Source organism: Deltaproteobacteria bacterium (assembly GCA_016874775.1).
Taxonomy (GTDB): domain Bacteria; phylum Desulfobacterota; class Binatia; order Bin18; family Bin18; genus VGTJ01.
Genome location: VGTJ01000104.1, coordinates 1 through 22020 on the forward strand (window position 1 = coordinate 1; position 22020 = coordinate 22020).

The 22020-nt window shown below is 52.8% G+C and carries 22 protein-coding genes and 1 pseudogene; 8 read left to right on the top strand and 15 right to left on the bottom strand.

The features are described 5' to 3' along the window. The first annotated feature begins 62 nt into the window (after window positions 1-62). A complete protein-coding gene (locus FJ147_17335; protein MBM4257642.1) occupies window positions 63-548 on the top strand; it encodes a hypothetical protein in 486 nt (161 codons plus the stop codon). Window positions 549-550: 2 nt separating this feature from the next. Here FJ147_17335 and FJ147_17340 read toward each other — a convergent pair whose 3' ends face one another. The 4 genes from FJ147_17340 to FJ147_17355 form a co-directional block, all read right to left on the bottom strand. Beyond that, complete coding sequence (locus FJ147_17340; protein MBM4257643.1) at window positions 551-985, bottom strand: ester cyclase; 435 nt, start codon at window positions 983-985, stop codon at window positions 551-553. A gap of 12 nt (window positions 986-997) precedes the next feature. Next, window positions 998-2506, bottom strand: coding sequence for an FAD-binding oxidoreductase (locus tag FJ147_17345; GenBank protein MBM4257644.1), 1509 nt, complete (start codon window positions 2504-2506; stop codon window positions 998-1000). A 93-nt stretch (window positions 2507-2599) separates the two neighbouring features. Then, window positions 2600-3031 (bottom strand): ester cyclase, encoded by a 432-nt coding sequence (locus FJ147_17350; protein ID MBM4257645.1) that lies wholly within the window; start codon window positions 3029-3031, stop codon window positions 2600-2602. A 37-nt stretch (window positions 3032-3068) separates the two neighbouring features. Next, window positions 3069-3698 (bottom strand): hypothetical protein, encoded by a 630-nt coding sequence (locus FJ147_17355; GenBank protein ID MBM4257646.1) that lies wholly within the window; start codon window positions 3696-3698, stop codon window positions 3069-3071. Window positions 3699-3885: 187 nt separating this feature from the next. On the opposite strand from FJ147_17355, the gene FJ147_17360 reads away from it, so the two are divergent. Beyond that, on the top strand, window positions 3886-4911 hold the full coding sequence (locus FJ147_17360) for an alpha/beta hydrolase (GenBank protein ID MBM4257647.1): 1026 nt from the start codon (window positions 3886-3888) through the stop codon (window positions 4909-4911). 62 nt (window positions 4912-4973) lie between these two features. On the opposite strand, the gene FJ147_17365 is transcribed toward FJ147_17360, so the two are convergent. Beyond that, on the bottom strand, window positions 4974-6698 hold the full coding sequence (locus tag FJ147_17365) for an amidohydrolase family protein (protein MBM4257648.1): 1725 nt from the start codon (window positions 6696-6698) through the stop codon (window positions 4974-4976). A gap of 83 nt (window positions 6699-6781) precedes the next feature. Beyond that, window positions 6782-7357 (bottom strand): biphenyl 2,3-dioxygenase, encoded by a 576-nt coding sequence (locus FJ147_17370; GenBank protein ID MBM4257649.1) that lies wholly within the window; start codon window positions 7355-7357, stop codon window positions 6782-6784. A 114-nt stretch (window positions 7358-7471) separates the two neighbouring features. Between FJ147_17370 and FJ147_17375 the strand changes: the two genes are divergently transcribed. Genes FJ147_17375 through FJ147_17385 form a run of 3 tightly spaced genes read left to right on the top strand, consistent with a single transcriptional unit; the run spans window position 7472 to window position 8365 of the window. Then, window positions 7472-7711, top strand: coding sequence for a hypothetical protein (locus FJ147_17375; GenBank protein ID MBM4257650.1), 240 nt, complete (start codon window positions 7472-7474; stop codon window positions 7709-7711). A gap of 6 nt (window positions 7712-7717) precedes the next feature. Further along, window positions 7718-8053, top strand: coding sequence for a hypothetical protein (locus tag FJ147_17380; GenBank protein ID MBM4257651.1), 336 nt, complete (start codon window positions 7718-7720; stop codon window positions 8051-8053). Between the two features lie 9 nt (window positions 8054-8062). After that, window positions 8063-8365: a hypothetical protein gene (locus FJ147_17385; protein ID MBM4257652.1), complete on the top strand. Its 303-nt coding sequence runs from the start codon at window positions 8063-8065 to the stop codon at window positions 8363-8365. 46 nt (window positions 8366-8411) lie between these two features. Here FJ147_17385 and FJ147_17390 read toward each other — a convergent pair. The 6 genes and pseudogenes from FJ147_17390 to FJ147_17415 form a co-directional block, all read right to left on the bottom strand. After that, window positions 8412-8795, bottom strand: a pseudogene (locus FJ147_17390) (hypothetical protein). A gap of 54 nt (window positions 8796-8849) precedes the next feature. Beyond that, entirely contained in the window at window positions 8850-9173 is a 324-nt protein-coding gene (locus tag FJ147_17395; GenBank protein ID MBM4257653.1) for a type II toxin-antitoxin system RelE/ParE family toxin, read from the bottom strand. After that, a complete protein-coding gene (locus FJ147_17400; protein MBM4257654.1) occupies window positions 9161-9418 on the bottom strand; it encodes a type II toxin-antitoxin system Phd/YefM family antitoxin in 258 nt (85 codons plus the stop codon). The genes FJ147_17395 and FJ147_17400 overlap by 13 nt, the downstream gene beginning before the upstream one ends. 51 nt (window positions 9419-9469) lie before the next feature. Then, complete coding sequence (locus tag FJ147_17405; protein ID MBM4257655.1) at window positions 9470-10183, bottom strand: alpha/beta fold hydrolase; 714 nt, start codon at window positions 10181-10183, stop codon at window positions 9470-9472. Between the two features lie 12 nt (window positions 10184-10195). Continuing rightward, window positions 10196-11416 (bottom strand): 2-methylfumaryl-CoA isomerase, encoded by a 1221-nt coding sequence (locus tag FJ147_17410; protein ID MBM4257656.1) that lies wholly within the window; start codon window positions 11414-11416, stop codon window positions 10196-10198. 262 nt (window positions 11417-11678) lie between these two features. After that, entirely contained in the window at window positions 11679-12803 is a 1125-nt protein-coding gene (locus FJ147_17415) for an acetamidase/formamidase family protein (protein MBM4257657.1), read from the bottom strand. Between the two features lie 291 nt (window positions 12804-13094). Between FJ147_17415 and FJ147_17420 the strand changes: the two genes are divergently transcribed. Continuing rightward, window positions 13095-13811 (top strand): dienelactone hydrolase family protein, encoded by a 717-nt coding sequence (locus FJ147_17420; GenBank protein MBM4257658.1) that lies wholly within the window; start codon window positions 13095-13097, stop codon window positions 13809-13811. A gap of 336 nt (window positions 13812-14147) precedes the next feature. Here FJ147_17420 and FJ147_17425 read toward each other — a convergent pair whose 3' ends face one another. Then, on the bottom strand, window positions 14148-15599 hold the full coding sequence (locus tag FJ147_17425; protein ID MBM4257659.1) for an amidohydrolase: 1452 nt from the start codon (window positions 15597-15599) through the stop codon (window positions 14148-14150). A gap of 324 nt (window positions 15600-15923) precedes the next feature. Between FJ147_17425 and FJ147_17430 the strand changes: the two genes are divergently transcribed. Next, window positions 15924-17114, top strand: coding sequence for an amidohydrolase (locus tag FJ147_17430; protein ID MBM4257660.1), 1191 nt, complete (start codon window positions 15924-15926; stop codon window positions 17112-17114). Window positions 17115-17489: 375 nt separating this feature from the next. Here the strand turns inward: FJ147_17430 and FJ147_17435 are convergent, their stop codons facing one another. After that, window positions 17490-18674: an acetyl-CoA C-acyltransferase gene (locus FJ147_17435; protein MBM4257661.1), complete on the bottom strand. Its 1185-nt coding sequence runs from the start codon at window positions 18672-18674 to the stop codon at window positions 17490-17492. Between the two features lie 172 nt (window positions 18675-18846). Next, entirely contained in the window at window positions 18847-19368 is a 522-nt protein-coding gene (locus tag FJ147_17440) for a nuclear transport factor 2 family protein (GenBank protein ID MBM4257662.1), read from the bottom strand. Window positions 19369-19529: 161 nt separating this feature from the next. Between FJ147_17440 and FJ147_17445 the strand changes: the two genes are divergently transcribed. After that, the gene (locus tag FJ147_17445) at window positions 19530-21866 is read left to right on the top strand and encodes a toll/interleukin-1 receptor domain-containing protein (GenBank protein ID MBM4257663.1); all 2337 of its coding nucleotides are present in this window, start codon (window positions 19530-19532) and stop codon (window positions 21864-21866) included. The last annotated feature ends 154 nt before the right edge of the window (window positions 21867-22020 follow it).

Consider the following 22020-nt stretch of genomic DNA (forward strand, 5'->3'; position numbering starts at 1 on the left):
GTCGCCCGCGTTCATCCAGCTCTTCGACCAGACTTCGATACTTAGACCGAAGCCAGCACACAATGGTCTCGTCTCTCATCCCTGCTCTTGTGCAGAGGCTCTCCACTCCGGTCAATCACTATTGCGGTAAGTTGTTTCCTGCCACCGCCTTAGGTTCGTTTCGAGAAGAGCAAAGTTCACGCTTGACTGCGTTCGGGGTACAAGCCGCCCGGACGGCCTCAGCCACCGCCCGCCTCCAGTTACAAATCTGGGATGCTCAAGCAGGACGGATTGTCTGGGAGGGACGCTCGGATGTGACGCTCGCGCGTGAGATGCTACGCGAAGGACCGATTCGTTTTGATGAGGTCATTCAGCTCACCTGGGCGAGGCTCCTACAACAAATTCCATCGGATATGACAGTTCCGTCACCCGCTGATGAGGAAGCAGCAGCTCTTGCGAGGGCCTCCGAAAAAAAGGACCCCGCACCCGATGGCATCAATTTTCCCCTTCATCGCACCGCCCGACTGCTGTTACGTTTCCTTCCACGCTCGGGCATGCCTAAACCATGAGGCTATAGCTGACCAACTTGTCGTAATACCGCAGCCTGATCCCAGTAAATGCGTTCCGCCGCCACCTTGCCATCACGGAACTGCACCACAATCACGATGTCAAACTCAATCGGTTTGTTGGTCGCGGCAAGGCCTGGGAGGAACCAATCCATCTGCTGGGTATGGGCGAGGTTGATTGTGGCCTCTTCAACGATGTAGTCATTGGCAGCCGTTACCTTCAGCGTGGTATGCTTCCATGAGGGCGGAATCGAAGGAATGAACTCATTGTGATATTTCCTCCAGAGTTCCTTCTTCCCCTTCCCACCCCACCCCGTCGGTACAGTCACTACCGACGCATCGTCAACCATCGTCGAAAGAGACAGGTCGGTGTCTTTGGTCATGAACTCACCTTTGATATGGGTCTCCCACAGTTTGAGATTCTCTGGTGCCGACATCATTTCTCCTTATTTTTAGCGAATGCCATACCGTCCCGGTGAGAGTACTCCGTTGGGATCGAGCGCGTGTTTGATCGCACCGCAGACGTCCGGAAACGTTTCCAATCGCGCCATCGCTTCTTCTTGAAAATCAAGCGGTGCGCGGGAGATCGGATAGCCTAGTTCAGCGTAGGCGTTCATTAATGCACGATAGCAGTCGATCACCCGCTGACATTCTTCTACATCTTGTCGGTTAAAAACAATCACATGGAGTGCACGCCCCATGCGCGGACCACACACATACTCAGCAATATACTCCAACTTGTGGTCAGCAAGAATGCGACGAGAGAGCGCTTGGTGTTGATTGGCGACGGTACCGATCATCGGCATCGCCGGAAGGAACCAGCAATTGCCACCACCGGGGCGCCAGTTCAACAACCCCAACTCACTCCGGGTAGGGCGACCCGTGAACGTGTCGATATGAATCTTATGAATCGGACTCTGCTCGGCCTCTTCATGAGAAACGTACCGTGCTTTCCCCGAGCGTCCGAAATGCGCTTTCACCCGCTCAATCAACGGCTGGATCGCTTCTTCTGAAGCACCATAGAATGCACCCGAGACACACCACGCTCCAACATCATGTTGACGTTGCAATTCTTTGCGCACGTCGTCAGGCAACGGTGTTCGCCCACCAGTACGAGCAAAGGGATAGGTTGCCACTGTCCCCAAACCATAAATATCGTTTGTCACCTTGAGTAACGACGGAACGACATTGTTGAGTTTAAGCGGTCGCACCAGGTCAATAATCTCGGCGAAATCCTCGTCATCCGGAAAGAGAAAGAAGAACGAGCGAATCACCGGTGGGCGTGGCATCAACCACACGCCCATGCGCGTCACAATGCCGAAATTTGACTGCAGGAAAAGCCCATCAAGAAACGGCCCATAGCCATACTTAGCAATCCGCCAAGTCTTAGTACCAGCCAGCGCACCATCAGCCGTGCGCAGAACCCGCCCATCTCCCAGCACAACCTCAAGTCCACAGCTCATGCCGAAATGATCGAAGTACGGTGTATAGCCAGCCCCTTTATCCAGCGTGTTGCCGACGATACCGCCGTCCGGGGGACCAGAGGTCGTGTCCATCATTAACTTGTGACCCCGGCGTGCAAGTTCGTCATACATTTGCTGGTACGTCACGCCCGGTTCGATATCCGCATAACAGAGTGTTTCATCGATCTCTACAATGCGATTCATACGCTTGCCAACATCGACAACCAGACTCCCCGGCTGTATCGGGCTTTTCAGCCCTAACCCTCGATTCTCGCCGGTGCTGATGGCATAGAGGGGCGCACGATATTCGTTTGCCAGACGAACGATCGTTTGCACCTCTGCAGTTGAGGATGGATACACAACGCCAGCCGGACGACGATCTCCACCAGGTAACAAGTTGCGTCCGTAGCGCAGGACCGCATCTTCCGCGGTATCGAGAGCGTCTGTGCCAAGGGTCTGACGAAGAGTCTGAAGGAAAGTAGTATTAAGAGTAGCCATACATTCGTAGTGTGTGCCGTGCGCACGAGTAAAGGATTGCCGCGTCCACTGCTGAACATATCAGCAGTCACCTTTATCTATGAGACACCGACTCTACAATTTCCCGACCTGTCGCAGCACTGCCGCCTGATCCCAATAGATGCGTTCGGTCGCCATCTGCCCATCACGAAATTCAATGACAATGACTAAGTCAACCTCAATCCACGTGTTGGTCGGCGGCACGCCGGGAAGAAACCAGTCCATCTGCTTCGTATGATGTAACCGAACCTTTGCCTCTTCAACGATGGTATCATCCGTCACCACCCGATTTATCACCGTATGTTGCCATTCCGACGGAATCGAGGGGATGAACATATCGCGGTAATAGGGTCGCAAGACCGCTTTCCCTTTCCCTCCTGACCGTGTCGGCATGTGCATGACTGAAGCATCCTCAACCATTGTCGACAGCGCCAGTTCGACATCTTTGGTACCAAATTCGCCAACGATATGATCAGCCCACAGTTGGACATTGGTTTGAGCGGACATGATTCCCTCTCCTAGCCGTCGCCACGTGGCTACGTGTTTAGTTCGCAGTGGTAGGGCGCGGTCGTTTCCGAATCGTCACGGCACACGGTCGCCCGACAACCTCCCCCTTCTCGTTGAACTCACCGTATTCTGACGACATAAACGGTAGCCCCCATTCACGCGGCTGCGTATCAAACCATAACTGCGTGTGAGCGCAATAGTAGAGCACTCCCTTTTGGTTGAAACTCCAAGGGCGCGGTTTTTGGCTGGTGCCAAGATTCAAAGGATGTCGTTTGGACGTATCCGCCTTCCCTTCTTGCAGCATGCGTCCGCCACTGGGACAGTAGTGCATGAAAAAAGTGATCTTCTCGTCATCCTCTTCACACGTAAAGTCATAGCCATGCGAGCGCAAAAACATCGCGTATGTTTCTGCCATCAGTACTGGGTCTTTATCACGATAGGTTTCGAGCACCGGTCGCCAAATCTTATCGCCAACGTAGCGCCACGATTCCTCAACCGCATCTTCACCGAGTTTCTCTTTGATGTAATCGAGAAAGACCGCAGCCATGTCGCCATACAGATCGTGAATCGGGCGCCCCTCTTCCCAGATCTCATCGACCGCTTTGAGCGCAGCCTCCTTGTCCCCTGCTTCGATTGCCTGTTTGGCACGCATGCGCGCCGTGGTCATCAAATCCGTGCGGGTTTTCTGCATGATGGCTCCTTTTCGAGAAGTTCCTTCATGCCATATCTACACAGGGTTGCACACTCCACCAACTACACGAGAGGGCCAGGTGTTCTGGCTGGCAGGGCCCTCGGTATTTGTTAAAGTGCAGTCTCCAGAATGCCATTATGTAAGACTGCGAAGGAGAACGACGATGTCGATCACTGAACACACTGTCAAAACCTCCAGACATACAACTTTCTATCTCGCTGCTGGCCCAGAAGATGGGCCGCTCGTGATCTTTGTCCACGGCTGGCCTGAACTATCAATTAGCTGGCGGCATCAACTCCCGGCCCTAGCAGCGCTGGGCTTTCGCGTCATTGCGCCGGATATGCGCGGGTACGGACGCTCCTCGGTCTATAACACTCATGGTGATTATGCCCAAGAACATATCGTGCGTGACATGCTTGATCTGATTGACGCACTCGAGCGGAACAAAGCCGTATGGGTCGGGCACGATTGGGGGAGTCCAGTGGTATGGGATCTGGCCAGCCATCATCCTGATCGCTGTCACGCCGTCGCCAATCTCTGTGTGCCGTATTACACCATCGAACGTGGCTTGGATCATACAGTGACATTAGTTGATCGCAAATTGTACCCCGCAGATGAGTATCCTGTCGGCCAGTGGGATTACATGCGCTATTACGAAGAGAGTTTTGCCGAAGCCATCGCGCCGATGGACGCCAGTCCCTACAATTTTGTCAAACTCATCTTCCGCAAAGGCAATCCTGACGGCGAAGGCAAACCGGCGATGACTGCCACAGCGCGGAAAAGTCATGGCATGATCGGTCTCCGCACGATTCCCGATTTTCCCCGCGATGGCGATGTTGTCTCTGAAGAAGATCTACGTATGTATGCCTCTGCGTTAGAACGCAACGGATTCTTCGGTCCGTCGTCGTGGTACATGAATCATAAAGTGAATGAGGAGTACGGCAAAACCGCCAAGAACAATAGCTACCTCGACATGCCAGTGTTGTTTCTCAACGCACGCTATGATTTTGTGTGTGAATGTACGCACTCACGGTTAGCAGAACCGATGCGGACCTACTGTCGTAACCTCACGGAAGTCAACATCCGTTCAGGTCACTGGATGGCGCAGGAGAAGCCACTGGAAGTGAATGCGGCGTTAGTGAATTGGCTGGTGACAAAAGTCCCAGGCGTATGGCCACAGCCGAGGTAGAGAATGAATATGGAATGTAGGAGCGACCGGCCGGTCGCTCCTACGCTTTCAACCAGCAAACGTTATCGACTACGAACAATCCGGCCAGGACGAGCGCCGGTGTCTTTGCCGTTCTCTTGCACGACTTCACCACTGACGAAGGTCTTCTCGTACCCACGTGCAGTCTGCATGAGGCGCGGCATGCCAGCCGGGAGATCATAGATCATCTCAGGGTAGCTGACACTCAGATTGTTATAATCGATGATGTTGACATCCGCCTTTGCACCTGGCTCCAACGTCCCACGATCGGTCATGCCAAAGAGCCGTGCGCTGTCATGGGTCAATTTCTTCACCACGAACTCAAGCGGGAGGCGGGCTGGATCATCCGCAGCTTTGTCACGCGTCCAGTGCGTCAATGCATATGTCGGCACCCCAGCATCAATGATCTGACGCACATGCGCGCCAGCATCACTGCCACCCATAACCGTGATCGGATCGCAGATCAGTTCACGCAGCGGTTTGGCATTGCCTTGCGCGTAACCAGCGGCAGCGTACATTAAGAACGCGCGGCCATTCTGTTCCAGCATCAAATCGTAGACGACTTCGCGAGGATTGCGGTTTTCACGCTTGGCGATAGCAGCAATGCTATTGCTGCTGGCTGGCTCGTAGCTCAGCTTTTCGCCCATGGGGTAAGTGCGCTCCCATACCATCGGATTCTGATACAGCAGTGACATACCTGTCGTATTGGGATCCGCTTCTGTCACCAGCTTTTGACGTAACTCTGGGTTACGTAGAGCCGCAACCTTTTCATCGTGGGAAAGTTTTTTCAGCGGCTGGAAGCTCGGCAGATATTCAAAGGGGTTGTCGCCTTGGAAGCTGAACAACACACATACCGGACGGGCAAAGACCATCGGTACGATGCGAACGCCACCTTCGACTGCAGCCGAGCATCTTGTCATGACGTCACGCCACTGGTCGGGATAGGTGTTGTTCTGCGCTAACAAGAAGGTCAGTGTACACCCTGTGTTACGAGAAATGCGGATCAGCATTTCCACTTCTTGCACGAGTTCCGGGGTCTCACCGGCAATACCACGCGGGACAACTTCCATGACTCCACGACCAGTTGAACGCACGGCTCTCGCAATGACGCTGAGTTCTTCTTCAGAAGCGTACGTCCCAGGGACAGGCTCACCATCAGGCGTCGCATGGACCAGTGTCCGAGAAGTAGAGAATCCCAATCCACCAGCTAACACGGCTTCTTTAGCGATCGCGGCCATCCGCGCCATGTCTTCAGCAGTGGCAGCTTCATTGCGTGCGCCACGCTCACCCATGACAAAGGCACGCATAGCACCGTGAGTGATCATACCGCCGACATCCAACGTGCGCGGCATTTTTTCGAGTACATCAAGATATTCAGGAAAGCTCTGCCATCCCCACGGCAGTCCTGCAACCAGTGACTTGCTAGGAATATCTTCCACACTTTCCATCAGGCTAATGAGCCATTCATGCCGATCCGGAGTTGCCGGGGCAAAACCGACTCCGCAGTTACCCATGACCACAGTCGAGACGCCGTGCCATAGCGATGGGGTCATCTGCTGATCCCACGCGACCTGACCATCATAATGCGTGTGCGCATCGACCCATGCTGGGGCCACAAGCAAACCATCGGCGTTCACGGTTTTCTTGGCGCTACCGACGTCTTTTCCTACCGCGGCAATCTTGCCATTGGCAATCGCTACATCTCCGGTAAAGGCGGGCTTTCCGGTTCCATCAACAACTTTCCCGCCTCGAATCACGACATCATGCATGAGATCCTCCTTGTTCTTTATCGCGAAACAAAATCAGTTTTTGGTCACAGCCTTATAGAGACTACAAGAGTCACGAAATGATCTCAAGGGTTATCCAGATGCAGAAACCCAATCTGCTTCAATTGCGTCACGGGAACACCGGCATGGAACTTCTCAACGAGGTCATCTGGATTAAACAAGATCCCGATAGGATTCTTGGCAAACTCAGGCGTGAAGAACCAGGCGTGACATTCTTCAGGCGTATCATAGTTGTCAATTTGCAGCTCAACTTGATTACCATCGGGATCGGCGTAGTACATTGACGTAGTCGGACCGTGATTGATCGTCCGCACCGGCACAATCCCAGCCGCTTTCAGTCGTTCGTAGGTGGTAACCAGCTCATCCATGTCGACATATGCATACGCCAGATGCGCTAGGCCCGCAGCGTTTGGAACGCGATCGACTGTGCCGGGACGTGCGACCAAGGCTAGTCGGTGATGTTCTTCGTCGTAGGTCAGAAACGCGATCCATTCATTCTCATATTGGATGTCCGCCTCAAGCACGGTTTGGTACCAATGAAGCATGTGCGGCAGTTTGTTGGTCTGCAGCACCGCATGGGCAAAACGGATCGGAGCCAGTTTCCCGCGTTGACGTGCGGTCTTGAGAGTCTTGGTGCTCATCGAGAATCCCTCCTTCACTATTAGCACAGGGCTCCCTCTATCACATAAATCACTCTCGTGCTGGACGGAAGAGGAATTCTCTCCTAAAGAAAGAGAACAAAAAGGAGTGCACCTATGGCGTTACGTCGATTACCACGAGAGAACCTATCAGCGTCGATGCAAGAGCTGCTCGACACATCACTGGCAGTCGCTGGTGATGCACATTTCTTGGAAGTCGGTGCCAATGCCCCACACATGCTCGATTGGTATTTCAACTCGTTCTATGGACAGATTTTCTTTGGCGGGATTGCACCGGTACGAATCAAAGAACTCGTGCGCTTGCGGCTGTCGACCTTGCACGGCTGTGCCTATTGAAACCGCATGAACACTGCCTCGTCGAGGCAGCATGGTATCACCGACGAAGAGCTCCAAGCGTTATCCTCGTTTGAAACTGGCCCGTTTAGTGAGCGAGAGAAGGCGGCACTACGCCTTGCCTCTACGCTGGCGCATACATCACAGAAGCCTGTAGTCGACGAAGCCTTGATGAAACAATTACAAGACTTCTTTTCTGATGGCGAAATTGTCGAGTTGTCGATGGTGATCGCGGTGCTCATCGGCATGGCGAAGATGTTGTTCGCGTTTGATTGGGTGGAACGAGAGGATTATTGCCCGTTTCCACAGCCGCAAAGGCCGAGTATGGTTCAGAACAGAAAGTGAGGCGCGGAAGTGGCAACTGGGAAACCGACGCTCGAAGAGTTGCGTAAGATGATTGCCCAGTTAAAGCACCAACGCCAGAAGTTGGAAGCTGAAATCGCGCGGGCTCTAATTGATGAGGCATACGAAAAAGCACGCCAGATTCGTAGCTCTTTTCGCATGCCTACTCGTGACCGCAAACGTATGGCGAAACTCCTTGCCAAAAGCACCGAGGGCAAGCTCACGACCGATGAAAGTCGAGAGCTTGATACGCTGGTCAACCAGTTCGAGGACAAACCGTTTGCTATGGCTTATGATATCACTCGCTGTTTATGAATCTTTCTCCAAGTGTTAGCCAAAGATTCTTTCTATCTTCTTCAGTTAACTTCTCATTTGCCAATCTGTGGAACTTAGCAATATCGGTAGACAGGGCTTGCTCAAAGACTTCGTACTTTGATGTAGGCAGCGTCGTCGCACCAGTGATTGTCAGATATTCAACAACCGCCGTAGCCTCGATGAGGATTTTCCCTGATCCTGCCCAATGTCGATCTTCTCCGTTCTTCTTGACGTTTGACACCCAAAATTCTTCTCTCGTCTCAACGTCGAGGTAGTTCCCATAGATCCCACCTTTTTTCATCCGCTGCAGCGCGCGACCGTTAAAGTACAAAGTCTTGCCGGTCTTTGACTCTTTCACGTAGCCAATCCAGGCTGGACCACTATGGCCATACCCAGTCTTTAGTTCGAGGTATTTCAACATGGCTGTCACTTATCCAGGTTTTGATCTCAACAAGATCAAGCATGAAGAACATAGAGGGTGAAACTAACTCTTCCTCGTTTGTCGATCCCTTTTACCAAGCTGACTCGCCCGCAAGCGCATCTCTCCACGCATGACATGTAGAACAAAGACTCGTTGACCATCGTAGCGATAGAACACGCGACACGGTGGTTCGACAATCTGCCGATAACGGGAACCGCGCAATTCTCTAGGCCGTGAACCGCTTTCAGGATACTCGGCTAGCTGTTCAACATGCTGAAATACGCGCTGCACCAAAACACGCGCTGCCTCTGGATTATCCAGGGCAATATAGTCAGCGATTGCGTCTAAATCGCTCAGTGCAGGCTCGGTCCAGATCAGCTCAGCCATCGTGCAAGTCGTTTCTTTGCTTCGGCATGGGACACAACCCGACCTTGCTCAATGGCGCGCTCTCCACGTGCAATCCCCTCAAGGATGGCTAATCTTTGCTTGAGCTTCTCATAGGTTTCTACATCTACAAGATAGGCTGCAGGACGACCATGCTGAGTAATCAGCACCGGGACCTTCTCACGGTCCACCTCTGAAATGATCTCCGTTGCCTTCCGCTTCAAAGTGGTAACGAGTTCGGTACGCATACGAGTGATACTAAAGTAGCACTCGCCAAAGAGCAAGCAAGGAGCGCTACGTTACAACGCCGCCAAATACGCTGCGAGTTCCTCAGGCACTGAGAAAAACGGGGAGTGACTGGTGTCCATGGCAATCACTTTCTGGAACGGAAACGTCGGATACACACTTCTTTGGAAAGTTAGTGGATGGGCGCGGTCCTGCAGGCACTCAATCGCCACCCGAGGGACTCTCCCGAAGCGTTCGGCACTGGTCTGTACTTTGTCTTTTATCGGAGCGGACGCTTGCGGCGTCAACAGCAGCTTGGCTAGGGCAACATCTTCAGCCGAGCAGTCTGCGTAAAACCCATCGACGAGAGCGTCTTCGCGTACCATCGAAGCGCTCTTGTCAGCATTGACAACAAAATTCCCGTTCAACGCTGACTCTGTATTGCGCCGCAAGACGGTTCCCATTGACTCGCCATTCGCCGGCAGCAGCGCAGTGAGGTACACCAACGTCTTGATTTTGTCTGGCCGGTATTCAGCCGTCTGGGTAATGATTCCACCACCCATGCTGTGTCCTACCAACACCACAGGCTCACGCTGTGCATCAAGAATGTCACAAACCGTATCTACGTAAGACTTCAACGTCACCGTTGCGACTGGCGTCTTGTCTCTGCCATGACTGGGCAAGTCTGGAGCAATCACGGTGTGACCACGCTTTTCTAGCGCTGGCACGACTTTGTACCAACACCACGCGCCATGACAACCGCCATGAATCAATACGAATGTACTCACGTCGTCGTTCCTTTATTTTGATGTACCAGCAACAACTTTCTGATCATGCAAGCGTGCGATCTCGTGAGAACTCAATCCTAACACGTCGGTCAACACCTCGTCGGTATTTTCGCCGAGCAGTGGTGCGCGCCGAACCGGCACGCGCGATACTTCGGAAAAATCTAACGGCGAGCCCGGCATCACATACGTACCAACCCCAGGGTGTTCGACTTCTGCAAACATCGGATTCGCCAGCGAACAGCGTGGGTCCTCTGTCACAAGTTGTCGGAATGTTTGATACGGTCCCCAGGAGACGTTGGTGCCCGCAAACGTATCACGGATGGTTGCCAGGCTGCGCGACGCGAACCATGGACGTAGCAACGCAGCAATCAAATCGCGAGCCTCGAAACGACCAGTCTCAGTGCTGAGGTCGTGGCCGGTCACCTGCTCAATGCTCTGGCAGGCCTCAGCAATACCTGTCACATCAACCAGTGCATTCCACTGCCGAGCGGTGAGTGCAACAACCATGACTCGCCGTCCATCACGGGTCTCAAAATCGTGCCCGAAAGCCCCATATAGATAGTTACCATCTTTATGTTGATCTCGTCCGCCGAGACGTGCCTCAGCTATACGACCAAGATTGCCAACCATAGCAAAGGCAACATCAGACAGTGAAAGACGAACGAGCTGGCCTTCAGCAGTTAACCGCCGGTGACGTTCAGCCGCAAGCAGACCCACCGTCGCCAGTGTTCCGAGTGCGATATCCCACGCCGGTAAGACACTATTAAGCGGCTCAGCCAGGTTGCGCGGTCCGGTCGCCCACGGGAACCCTGTGGCTGGGTTCACTGTATAGTCCACTTCACTGGTGCCATCCGGGTTACCGGTTAGCGCTACCATGACGAGATCTTTGCGGTGCCGCGCCAGCCCTTCATATTCGAGCCAGTCACGGGCAGGGAAATTAGTAAGAAACAGACCGTTATTGTCGCCAGGCGCAGTAATCAGTGCAGTCGCGAGTTCTCGTCCACGTGGCGAGCGCAAGTCAATCTGAATCGAGCGTTTGCCTTTGTTCAGTCCAGCCCAGAAAAGACTCTGGCCATCATCAGCCAAAGGCCATCGCTGATAGTCGAGCCCACCACCGATTTGATCAAAACGGATCACATCCGCACCGAGTTGCGCGAGTGTCATCCCCCCAAGTGGTGCCGCAACAAAAGCGGAACCTTCGATTACTCGTAGACCAGAAAGAATGCCTTTCATGTCAGTACCCCCATAACATCCACCGGACATCACTATTCCCGTATTGTGACGGAAAGGATGGGGAGAACACAAGACTGTTGGTGAAAGAGGGATTTGTGGAAGTAGGAACGAAGAAACAATAAGTATGAAAGATGGGAGCCCGTCATTCCGGGCAAGGCCGAAGGCCGCGACCCGGAATCTACTGCCCTTGCTCTGGATTCCCGCTTTCGCGGGAGTGACGGGCCGCGTCAGCCTTCTATTACCTCACTCTTCTGCAGGAACCTCACACAAAAATATCCAACGGTAGGAATGCCGAGACGACAAAGTTTGGCACATCCACCAGCTCACTCACTTTGAGGTCCACTGCCACACTGGTAATCGCATACGCTTGTTGACGCGTGAAGCCACGTTCGTGCACCAGATAATCAATCATGTTGAGCAGCGCATTGCGTGCAGCGAGCGTCGCATCTTCTGAGTGCGCCACACCTTCGCGGGTGCAGGACTGCCCTGTCGTGGCGAAGAACCGGCGCGGCACTGCCATCTCTGGCGAAGTAAAATAGTCGTTACGATAAAATTGCACATCCTGGATGTTGTATTTCTTGGCTGCGCCTTTGATGAGGTTGAACGAACCATAGAACGTGGCACTCATCTCGACCGCAGTCCCACAGCTCTCACCGTCGCCCTGAGCAAAGTGTGCATCACCAACTGAGAACAAGGCACCAGGAACATAGACAGGAATACGCAACGTCGTCCCTTTCGAGAGCTGCTTGATATCAACATTGCCGCCGGTCTCATGCGGTGCGATGGTGCGCATCGCGTTTTGAGCAATCTTGGGATCAGCGGGAATCGCTCCACTCGCATCCGGTAGCAACAACACGCCACCGCGTTTCGACAAGTCAGTCTCTCGCTGATTGATTTTGGCCAACAACTCGTGTGATGGCGCAACACCGATCACGCCCATAAACGGCGCACCGGGAATGCGTACGCCTGGCAGATCAGGCGAAGTGGCAAAACCGTTGGCAATCGTCCAGCGCACGATATGTGGTTCAGTGAACACATCACGCAGGAAACCAAAGCCCGGCACTTGCACAGTGAATCCAAACGGCTGTGCCTCGACATCAACGATTGTCACTTCGAGTAAATCCCCTGGTTCTGCACCGTTAACGTAGACTGGCCCAGTCAGTGGGTGCACCACACCAAGGCTCGTTTTCAGCAGGTCTGCAGCAGAGGAGTTCGGGTTAACCTGTCCATCGAACGCGTCCCGAGTCTCGATGCCGACGACTTGCCCTGGGTCGACTTTCACCACTGGTGGAATATCTGGATGCCAGCGGTTGTGGCCTGTGGCTGGTTCTTCACTGAGAGTTTTCTTGCGGTCGATTGCGATATACGTGGCAGTTGCAATACTCATGGCACGTTCCCTTCTGCGGATAAGCACTCAGCACTCAGCTATCAGCTGTCAGCCGGATAAGAAACGTAAGGATTCAATTCTCAGTTGTCAGTGCTCAGTTTTTAGCAAGACTGTTTTATTGAAAGCTGACCGCTGACGGCTGAACGCTTTATTCTGCGCAGCCTACTACAAGAGTTCGCCTGCTTCGGCAAGCGGATGTCCGCTGGACATGCCAGAGGTTGACTTGCAGAACCCAGACTGCCAAAAAGACACGGCACGGTATTGTCAACATTACATACAAGGAGGAGCAGCATGAAGACAGAAACGGTTGAGTACAAAGATGGGGGGGTCACACTGAAGGGACACCTGGCCTACGATGACCAGAGTTCGAACAAAAAGCCCGGCATTCTGGTGATGCCAGAAGCGTTCGGTCTTGGCGTCAACGCAAAGAGGCGTGCAGAAATGCTAGCGGCGCTCGGTTATGTGGCGCTGGCTGGTGACCCGTATGGTAACGGATTTGAAACCTCGGATCTGCAAGAAGCCATCAAACTCGCCACACCACTCATGACCGATCCAGCAAAATTCCGCGCACGCGGACGCGCAGGGTTGGACAAACTTGCATCATTGCCACAAGTCGACTCCAGCCGCTTAGCGGTGATTGGCTATTGCATGGGTGGAACGTTCTCTCTTGAATTGGCCCGCGATGGCGCACCAGTAAAGGGTGTCGTTTCTTTTCACGGCAATCTCGCCACCCAGAAGCCAGCCGAGCAAGGCAAAGTCAAAGGGAAGGTCTTAGTCTGTCATGGCGCAGAAGATCCCTTTGTCCCACAGGCAACAGTCAACGCTTTCGAAAAAGAGATGACTGCTGCTGGTGTCGACTGGCAACTCATCGCCTACGGCGGTGTAGTGCATAGCTTCACTAATCCTAATGCAGCCAGCGTCGGCAATCCGGGGATTGCGTACAACAAAGCAGCCGATGAGCGTTCGTGGAAGTCGATGCGCGATTTCTTTAGTGAGATTTTTGCGTAAGACTTTGCGCTCACCTTCTGAGGAGGAGGGCATCCTGTCATTGCGAGCGTAGCGAAGCAATCTCATTGTAAACAGTTGTACCCCAGGAGGTTGCTTCGTCGCCTACGGCTCCTCGCAATGACAACCATCCCCTAACTTCACGCTAGTAGTCAGTCCATTTAATTTTGAGGGATAGGGTTTCGTCATTCCCGCGAAGGCGGGCATCCAGGGAACTTCAGCAGTGGCCTGTCGTTCAGCCGCCTGGATTCCCGCCTTCGCGGGAATGACGTCCCTTGAGTTAGCCAGCAAAACTTTCTGGACTATCTACTAGTATTTCTGCAGGGACGAGGGAATTCTTCAGACATCTTGCCGCACCGCCCCCTCGACAATCGTCCCCAGAAAGAAATTCGGATTGGTCGACGTCCAGAACTTTACTGGATTGGTAAAGACCATCTTACGAAAATCGCCTTCGCTCATGAGTCCGTCTTCGACGAGTTCGTAGGCTTCGTGCGCGGCATCGCTCATGTCGGGCACGTCCCAATGGCCTAAGTCTGAACCGTACAGCGCATACAGTTCGGCATTGAACGGCGAGCCTTTGGTATCAAAGGCCAGCGTATTCATCGGATCATCGCCTTCACAGCCGAAATAGAAACGCTTTGTGAAGATGTCGCGAATTTCTTCAGGGCTGGTAATGCCGCTCGGCTTCCATTCGTCGAGCAATGCAGGATCTTCACCACGTGACATAAAGATCTGATACGCGCGCAAGATCTCTTCAGCGCGTCCCTCTAGCAGCGTTCCACCATAGCGACGGGAGAAGTCGAGAAAGGCGTCACGATCGACATACGCGGGGTTGTATTTTTGCACTTCCTCCCAATTGCGTTTGTCCCAATGCGAAATCAAATCGCAATAGAGCTGACGCGCCCACGCAACTCCGCCTTCCATGAAAGCAAAGGTCAGAGTGGGAAACCGCTTCGGCACCCCACCCATAAACAACCCACGACAGACGGCATCCGCACTTGAGGCAAAATTGCCGAGATGATTATGCACATAGTTGGTTGGTGTCGCGCGGCTCCCCCAGCCATAACCCACTGAATGAAAGGTCGGCGACACGCCCAACTCCACACACTTCGCCCATACTGGATCGTAATCATGCTCGCTATCGAGCCCGTAGGTATCGAGCCAATAGGTGTAGCGTGCGGCTTCAGGCGAGATACGTGCGGCAGCCTTGATCTGGCGGCGCACATAACTCGCCATCATTATCGCTCGCAATCCTAATTTACGCACGGCATACTCCAGCTCTTCTACGGCTTCTTGTGGCGTGTGCATAGGAATCGTTGCCACCGGAAGCAGGCGATCAGTATAGCCGGCAAACATCTCGGCTTTCATTTTGTTGACCGCACGTGCTGCAGCTCGTCGTACTTCTTCATCGGCAATCTGTACAATCAGCAAACCAACAGTTGGATATATGACGGAGAGGTCGAGTCCGAGCTCATCCATGCGCTCGTGAAACAGTTTGGGATAAAAGGCGGTCGCGAGATCTTTGGTGTTGCGTGCAGGAGAGGCCCACCAGGTGGGTCGCAGACTCCGGCGGTCATGGCGTTCTTGTGGCGACAGCGTCCACCATCCAGCATCAGGGTATCCGTCGATTGAAAAAGCCGGCATGCGTTCAGCGACCTTTTGTCCGGCTTCTGCTTTGAGGTAATCGAAAAAGATCGGCCCCATTTCGACCTGGTGACCGTCAGAATCAATGATGGGATGATTCACACGTGCACGAATCGCCGCAGACTGTGCGTGCTGTTTCGCTGACATGGTTGAGCCTCCTCTGCGTTGTGTTGATTGCTATATAGGGCAGAAGTTGAGCAAATTCCATCACTCTTGCTGATCGCAGTACGTGTTTTGTCAGCAGTCAGCCATCAGCTGTCAGCCGTCGGCTTTTGCAGGGATTTTTTTGTTCCTCTCTTTTGGCTAACTGCTGATCGCTGACCGCTGAATGCTTCTTTTGCGAGCTGAACGCTGAACGCTGCGTGCTCACCCTCTTTCTCCTTGACATCTGCATCTGGCCCGTCTATGCGTTTTAGGTGCCTGAAGACCACTAACCACGGCATGCGTACGCGCAGCCCAAGGAGGAAGGTTATGAGCGGCTATACAATCATTGACGTCGATACTCATGTCACGGAGTCACCAGACGTCTGGACCAAACGCGTTCCCGCCCACATGAAAGACGCGGTACCTCGTCTCGACAAAGATGAGAAAGGACGCCTGTGGTGGTACCTCGGCGGCCATCGTATTGCTAACCCAGGACTCACAGCAACCGCTGGTGTCGGTGATATGACAAGCTGGCCAAAGTCATATGAAGAAATGCATCCCGGCGCCTACGATGCCAAAGCACGTCTCAAATACATGGACGAAATGGGCATTTGGGCGATGGTCATGTATCCCAACGTTGGTGGTTTCGGCAGCCAACAGTTCCTCAAGTTGAAAGACCCCGAGATGATGATCGCTTGTGTGCGAGCGTACAACGACTGGCAGACCGAATGGGCCTCGGCTGATTCACGCCGCTTGCTACCGATCACATCTACGCCCTTCTGGGACGTGCAAGAAGCCGTCAAGGAAGTACGGCGCTGCGCAGCGATGGGGCACAAAGGCATTCTTTTTACTGGCGAGCCGCAGGGCTTGGGACAACCGCTTCTTGGTGACCCACACTGGAACCCACTGTGGGAGGTCGCCTGTGAACTCGATCTGCCGATCAGCTTCCATATTGGCTCAGGCAACATGGAAGATGGTATCCAAGGCATGAAGATGAAGCAGTATGGCCGTATGGCGACATTCACCGAACTCTCTGTGAATGTATTCCTGCGCAACGGCATTCATTTGAACGACCTCATCATGTCCGGCGTGCTGTGCCGTTACCCCAAGATCAAATTTATTTCCGTTGAAAGTGGCATCGGCTGGATTCCGTTCTCGCTCGAAGCATTAGACTATCAATTCACCGATAATAAGGTTTCGAAAGAACGGCCAGAATTCACAATGCTGCCGTCCGAATACTTCGCGCGTAACGTGTATGCCTGCTACTGGTTCGAGCAAACGGCACCGCGACGCCTGATCGATAAAGTAGGCACTGACAACGTTCTTTTTGAAACTGACTTCCCGCACCCGACTTCGATCTACGGTGAGGAAGTCCACAAACGGATCAAAGGCGGCCTTTCGGATTGCACCGAAGAAGTTCGCACCAAGATTCTGTGGAGTAATGCACAGAAGCTCTACAAAGTAGCTCAGCCCACCGCCGCAGATGAAGCAAAGCGGCAAGTGGTGGCTGGGCATTAAGTTTCTGCAGATGAAGCGACTGTTTCTCGCCGGGGAATAAATTCCCCGGCTACCTTCACCACCAGTCACAACTTAAGCTGTTGGCAGTGCAGTAATTCCCTCTCCCTCAGGGAGAGGGCTAGGGTGAGGGGATGAAAACTCAGGGCTTGTGGCTTCTCGACTCCCTCATCCTGACCCTCTCCCTGAGGGAGAAGGAACCCATACTCGCAACGGAGCACCTAAAAACACAGCGATTTTTCCTTAAGTTGTGACTGGTGTACCTTCACACGCCCCGCATGGGGCGTCCATTTGTTCTGACAATGCTAAAGTCAGCCCTGGAAGGGCTGTTGATTGTAGCCTGGGATTTCAATCCCCGGCATTTTTGTCGCAAATTCCTTACGCCACCTCAAACAAGCCCGCCGCACCCATGCCACCACCCACACACATGGTGATGACGACGTAACGTGCGCCGCGCCGTTTGCCTTCGATCAAGGCGTGGCCGACCATCCGTGTGCCACTCATGCCATACGGATGGCCGATGGAAATCGCGCCGCCATTCACATTAAGTTTTTCGTTGGGAATACCAAGCCGATCACGGCAGTAAATGACCTGGCAAGCAAAAGCTTCGTTGAGTTCCCACAGGTCGATGTCTTCCATACGCAGACCATTGAGCTTCAGCAACTTGGGAATGGCAAAGACCGGGCCAATCCCCATCTCGTCTGGCTCACAACCGGCGACCGCTAAGCCACGATAAATGCCAAGCGGCTGCAAACCACGCTGCTCAGCTTGTTTCCTTTCCATCAACACACACGCAGCCATGCCGTCTGAGAGCTGACTCGCATTTCCTGCAGTTATGAACTTCCCTGGCCCCATCACTGGAGGAAGCGCAGCTAAACCGGACAACGTCGTGCTAGGCCGATTACATTCATCACGATCAATCGAAATTTCTTTGCGGGTAACACCACCACTGTCTTTGTCCTGAAACACTTTGGTGACAGTTATCGGAATAATTTCCGCATCAAAGCGTCCGGCTTGTTGTGCTTCAGCCGTGCGTTGTTGACTCTGCAACGAGTATTCATCCTGCGCTTCTCGCGAGATGTTGTATCGTTTAGCCACCACTTCAGCAGTGTCAATCATTGCCATATAGAGGTCGGGAGCGTTCTTCAGAGCAATCGCATCTTCTTTGCGAAAGATATTCTGGTGTTCGTTCTGCACCAGGCTGATCGACTCGACACCACCCGCAAGCACGGTTTGCATGCCGTCAACGACGATCTGTTTAGCCGCCATCGACACGCTCATCAAACCAGAAGAACACTGACGATCGATGGTCTGCCCAGACACACTCACTGGTAGTCCGGCGGAAAGCGCACATTGACGTGCGACATTGTACCCTTGGGTTCCTTCCTGCAGGGCAGCACCCATAACGACATCCTCGATCTCGCCAGGTTCAACTTTTGCTCGCTTCAGAGCTTCCTTGATGACCGGTGCCGCCATAGTCGGCGTGGTCGTGTCGTTGAATGCTCCACGGTACGATTTGCCGATTGGAGTCCGGGCCGTTGATACGATGACAGCTTCTCTCATGATTATTCCTCCCTGTAACGTACTTTGCTATTTCGCTTCTACGCAAGAACATAAAGATATGTCATTGCGAGCGTAGCGAAGCAATCTCGTTATCCTCATTTCCCTACAGGGATTGCTTCGTCGCCTACGGCTCCTCGCAATGACAAACATCTCTTATGTTTCCATTAATTGCCTAATCCCTCACCTGCTTCTTCGCCCACCCTTCCGTGTATGGGGTCAGTAGTTTGATCTGCAAATTCACTTTCGTGAACTTCCACTCACCGTTCACCTTGGCAAGTTCAGTGTCGTAAGTGCCACCAATCCACACCGCTTCAGGCTCTTGCGTCTGTGCCTCAGGCATATTCGCCGTTTCCCACAAATACCAAAAGGCTTGCGCAGTTTTGCCGTCATCAGCAATTCTGATCGCCGGAGACACCATATAGTGGAGCGTCCAACCAATGAAACTGCCGCTCCCTTTGAGAAAATCGTAGATCGCTTGTTTGCCTTCGAAACGGCCAAACCGTTCACCAGCATCCCACACCGCATCATCGGCAAACAGCGGCATCATGATGTCGGTATTGTTGTGCTGGTCGGCACCTTGCGCATAGCGAACAATCATCCACTTGATGGCTTCGATGTCTTCGAGGCGTTGGATACGACGGGTGAGGTCGGCATGGGATTCAGATTGTTGGCTCATGGAGAATTCTCTTATCATTGAGGGATCTGCTGAAACAAGAATGAGAAAGATTTCCACAAGAGGATCACGCAGCCTCCTTCTCCTCTCTGTCTCTATCTCCTCTCACATCTTGACAACCTACTCACTATTCTGAATGTGTAAAGTCATTGGGGCTTCGCATTAGGGAGGGGGACTAACGCATGCCACGTAACCAGGTGTTTATCAGCTACAGTCACAATGACAAGGATCAGGCATTTCTCAAAGAATTCCGTGTTCACCTCAAGCCGTGGGAAGACACGGGACAATTAAATGTGTGGAGTGATCAGCGGATCACGCCAAGTCAGGCTTGGGACCAAGAAATCAAAGATGCCCTAGCCTCGACAGCCGTAGCCGTGCTTCTGGTCTCGCCAGACTTCCTCGCGTCAAAGTATATTCGTGAGGTCGAGTTACCAGCATTGTTGCACGCACGGGAAGAAGGCCGGCTTGATCTCTGCTGTTTATACCTCCGACCTTCCACAGTAGCTGATGATGATATGGTGTTTGAGGCGCCACTATCCTCGGGGAAAAAGGTCAGTATCAACCTCACCAAGTATCAAGGACTCAATAGTCCAGGAACTACACTCAGCCTACAAGAAAACCACCGACACGATGCCATCTACGCAGAAGTAACTATCAAGATCATCAGACTTTTTACGAAACGACTTCGTACAGAAGCCCGCTTCTCAAGAGGGAACCATTATGACCTGACTGTCCAGTTAAAGCTTCATGGTACCCAACTGACCCGCAAATACTTACATCCATACAGCCCGATTCCCGATTACCGCTCAGCTTACGACACCGGGCAGAGTTTATTTGTGACATTATTTGGGTCACAAGAGCAGTGCGACAAGGTACTACAAGTCCTCTTTGACTTAGACCTTGCGCCTCCGATTCGCCATCCCGTTCGTATCCGTCTGCAAATCGAAGACTCACACTTGGCTGAGTTGCCATGGACAGAAACCCGGTGGCAGGGGCTGTTGCTGCGCAATCACGGCTGGACATTTGAGCTGATTAACCCCGAATTCTTGAATGGGTCTCTCGATCAAACTCCCGACTTCTCAGATATAACGTTGAAAACTCCTTGTTCAGTCCTCCTGATCGCCCCAAGTTCAGCACCGGATACCGAATCTCACCAACGAGATCTGGAGGAACATCTTAAGCATGCCTGGCCGGTTTTTCATGACTCGGTCCAGCGAGTACAGGACTGGAACACTTTACAACAGGTGTGGGCGAAGAGTCGGCCACGTATTGTCTACTATTACGGACCAGCAGAAAGTAATGGAAAGATGCTCTTCTTACCGTTAGATAATGGTCTCGCCGTCGACCAACGGCCAGTGACTGACCTCGCGCAACTGTGGCAAGCAAATCCGCCGCGTTTTGTCTTCTGTAATTTTGTAGGATCTCCAGGTAAAGCCAGAATGCCATTGCCAGGGTTACACTCCCCATTGGTTATTAGCCAGTATAGTACTGACCCCAGGGAAGCCCGACGAGCCTTTCTGGCGTGGCTCTACGAGCTTTTGCATAGCGGTGAGGATACAGATCCGGTGTGGGCACTCCACCAATACGGCTTGCCCTCATCAATCGCGTGGGGAGCTTATAAGAATTGGCGTACAGAAACTACCGACAAACAGAAGAAACATCAGTTCCCACGCTTACTATTAGACCGCACGACGCCGCGAGCACGTGGACTTCAAGCTATCAACGAGTTAGTACGGAATCAACAACGTCGCCTCTGTTGTATGCTTGCTTACGGAACACAAGAAACATTAGTCGATCATTTTTTCGAGCAATTGTACGATCACCTTCGCCGCGAGGCCAAAGAAGTGGCACACGCCTACAGAGTGCCGATGCGCTGTTTACCAGGACAGCACACCTTTAATGAAGAGCAGTTAGCACTGAAGGTACGACAGCATCTGGGGCTTGGAGACCGCGAAACATTTATCGACGCACTTGCAAAAAAGGTCCAGCGTGCCCCAGGACCTGCTCGCCCAGTGTTACTTCTGGACTGGGGAACACGCGGAACATCAGAGGCAACCCGCCTACATCCAACCTCGCTTGAAGCTTGGCTTACCTTTTGTCTCCAACAGCTCTGCACTCCTTGCCCCAGAGACCTCCGTATCCTCTCTTTCCTTGCACTGGAGCTTCCTACAGAGCGCCACAAAGCCTTAGAAGACAAAATGGAAGAGTTGAGCGCGCTTGCCCGTTTTCGAGAACGCTCGTTTCGGCTCGACGTACTACCACCACTAGGCCGAATCAAAGCGAGTGATCTTGCCGATTTTTTGGATGGACGCTATTCCACTTGTCCAGATGACCTACTCGCAACCATGCCTGAACTGATTGTGCAAAAGACCGGGGGGTTGTTCAAAGAAACAGTCGAACTCCTCGAACTTGCCGAACATACCGGCTGGCATGATCTACATCAAGAATTAGTTGTCGAGTCTCATGACATCGCGTACTCATTTTTGTGCAAAAATCCAAGAAATTCGACGAATTCTTAGTGCGCGATGTTATGAGACCTGACAATTAGGCATGGGCAAGAATTAAGTTACCGATTAAGAGCGAGGAAGAAGCGTATAGTTCCAATCGCCATGAAACTTACCGGGTTTGATATTGAGCGCTTGAAACTCATCGTCGGAGACCTGTAGGCCTTTG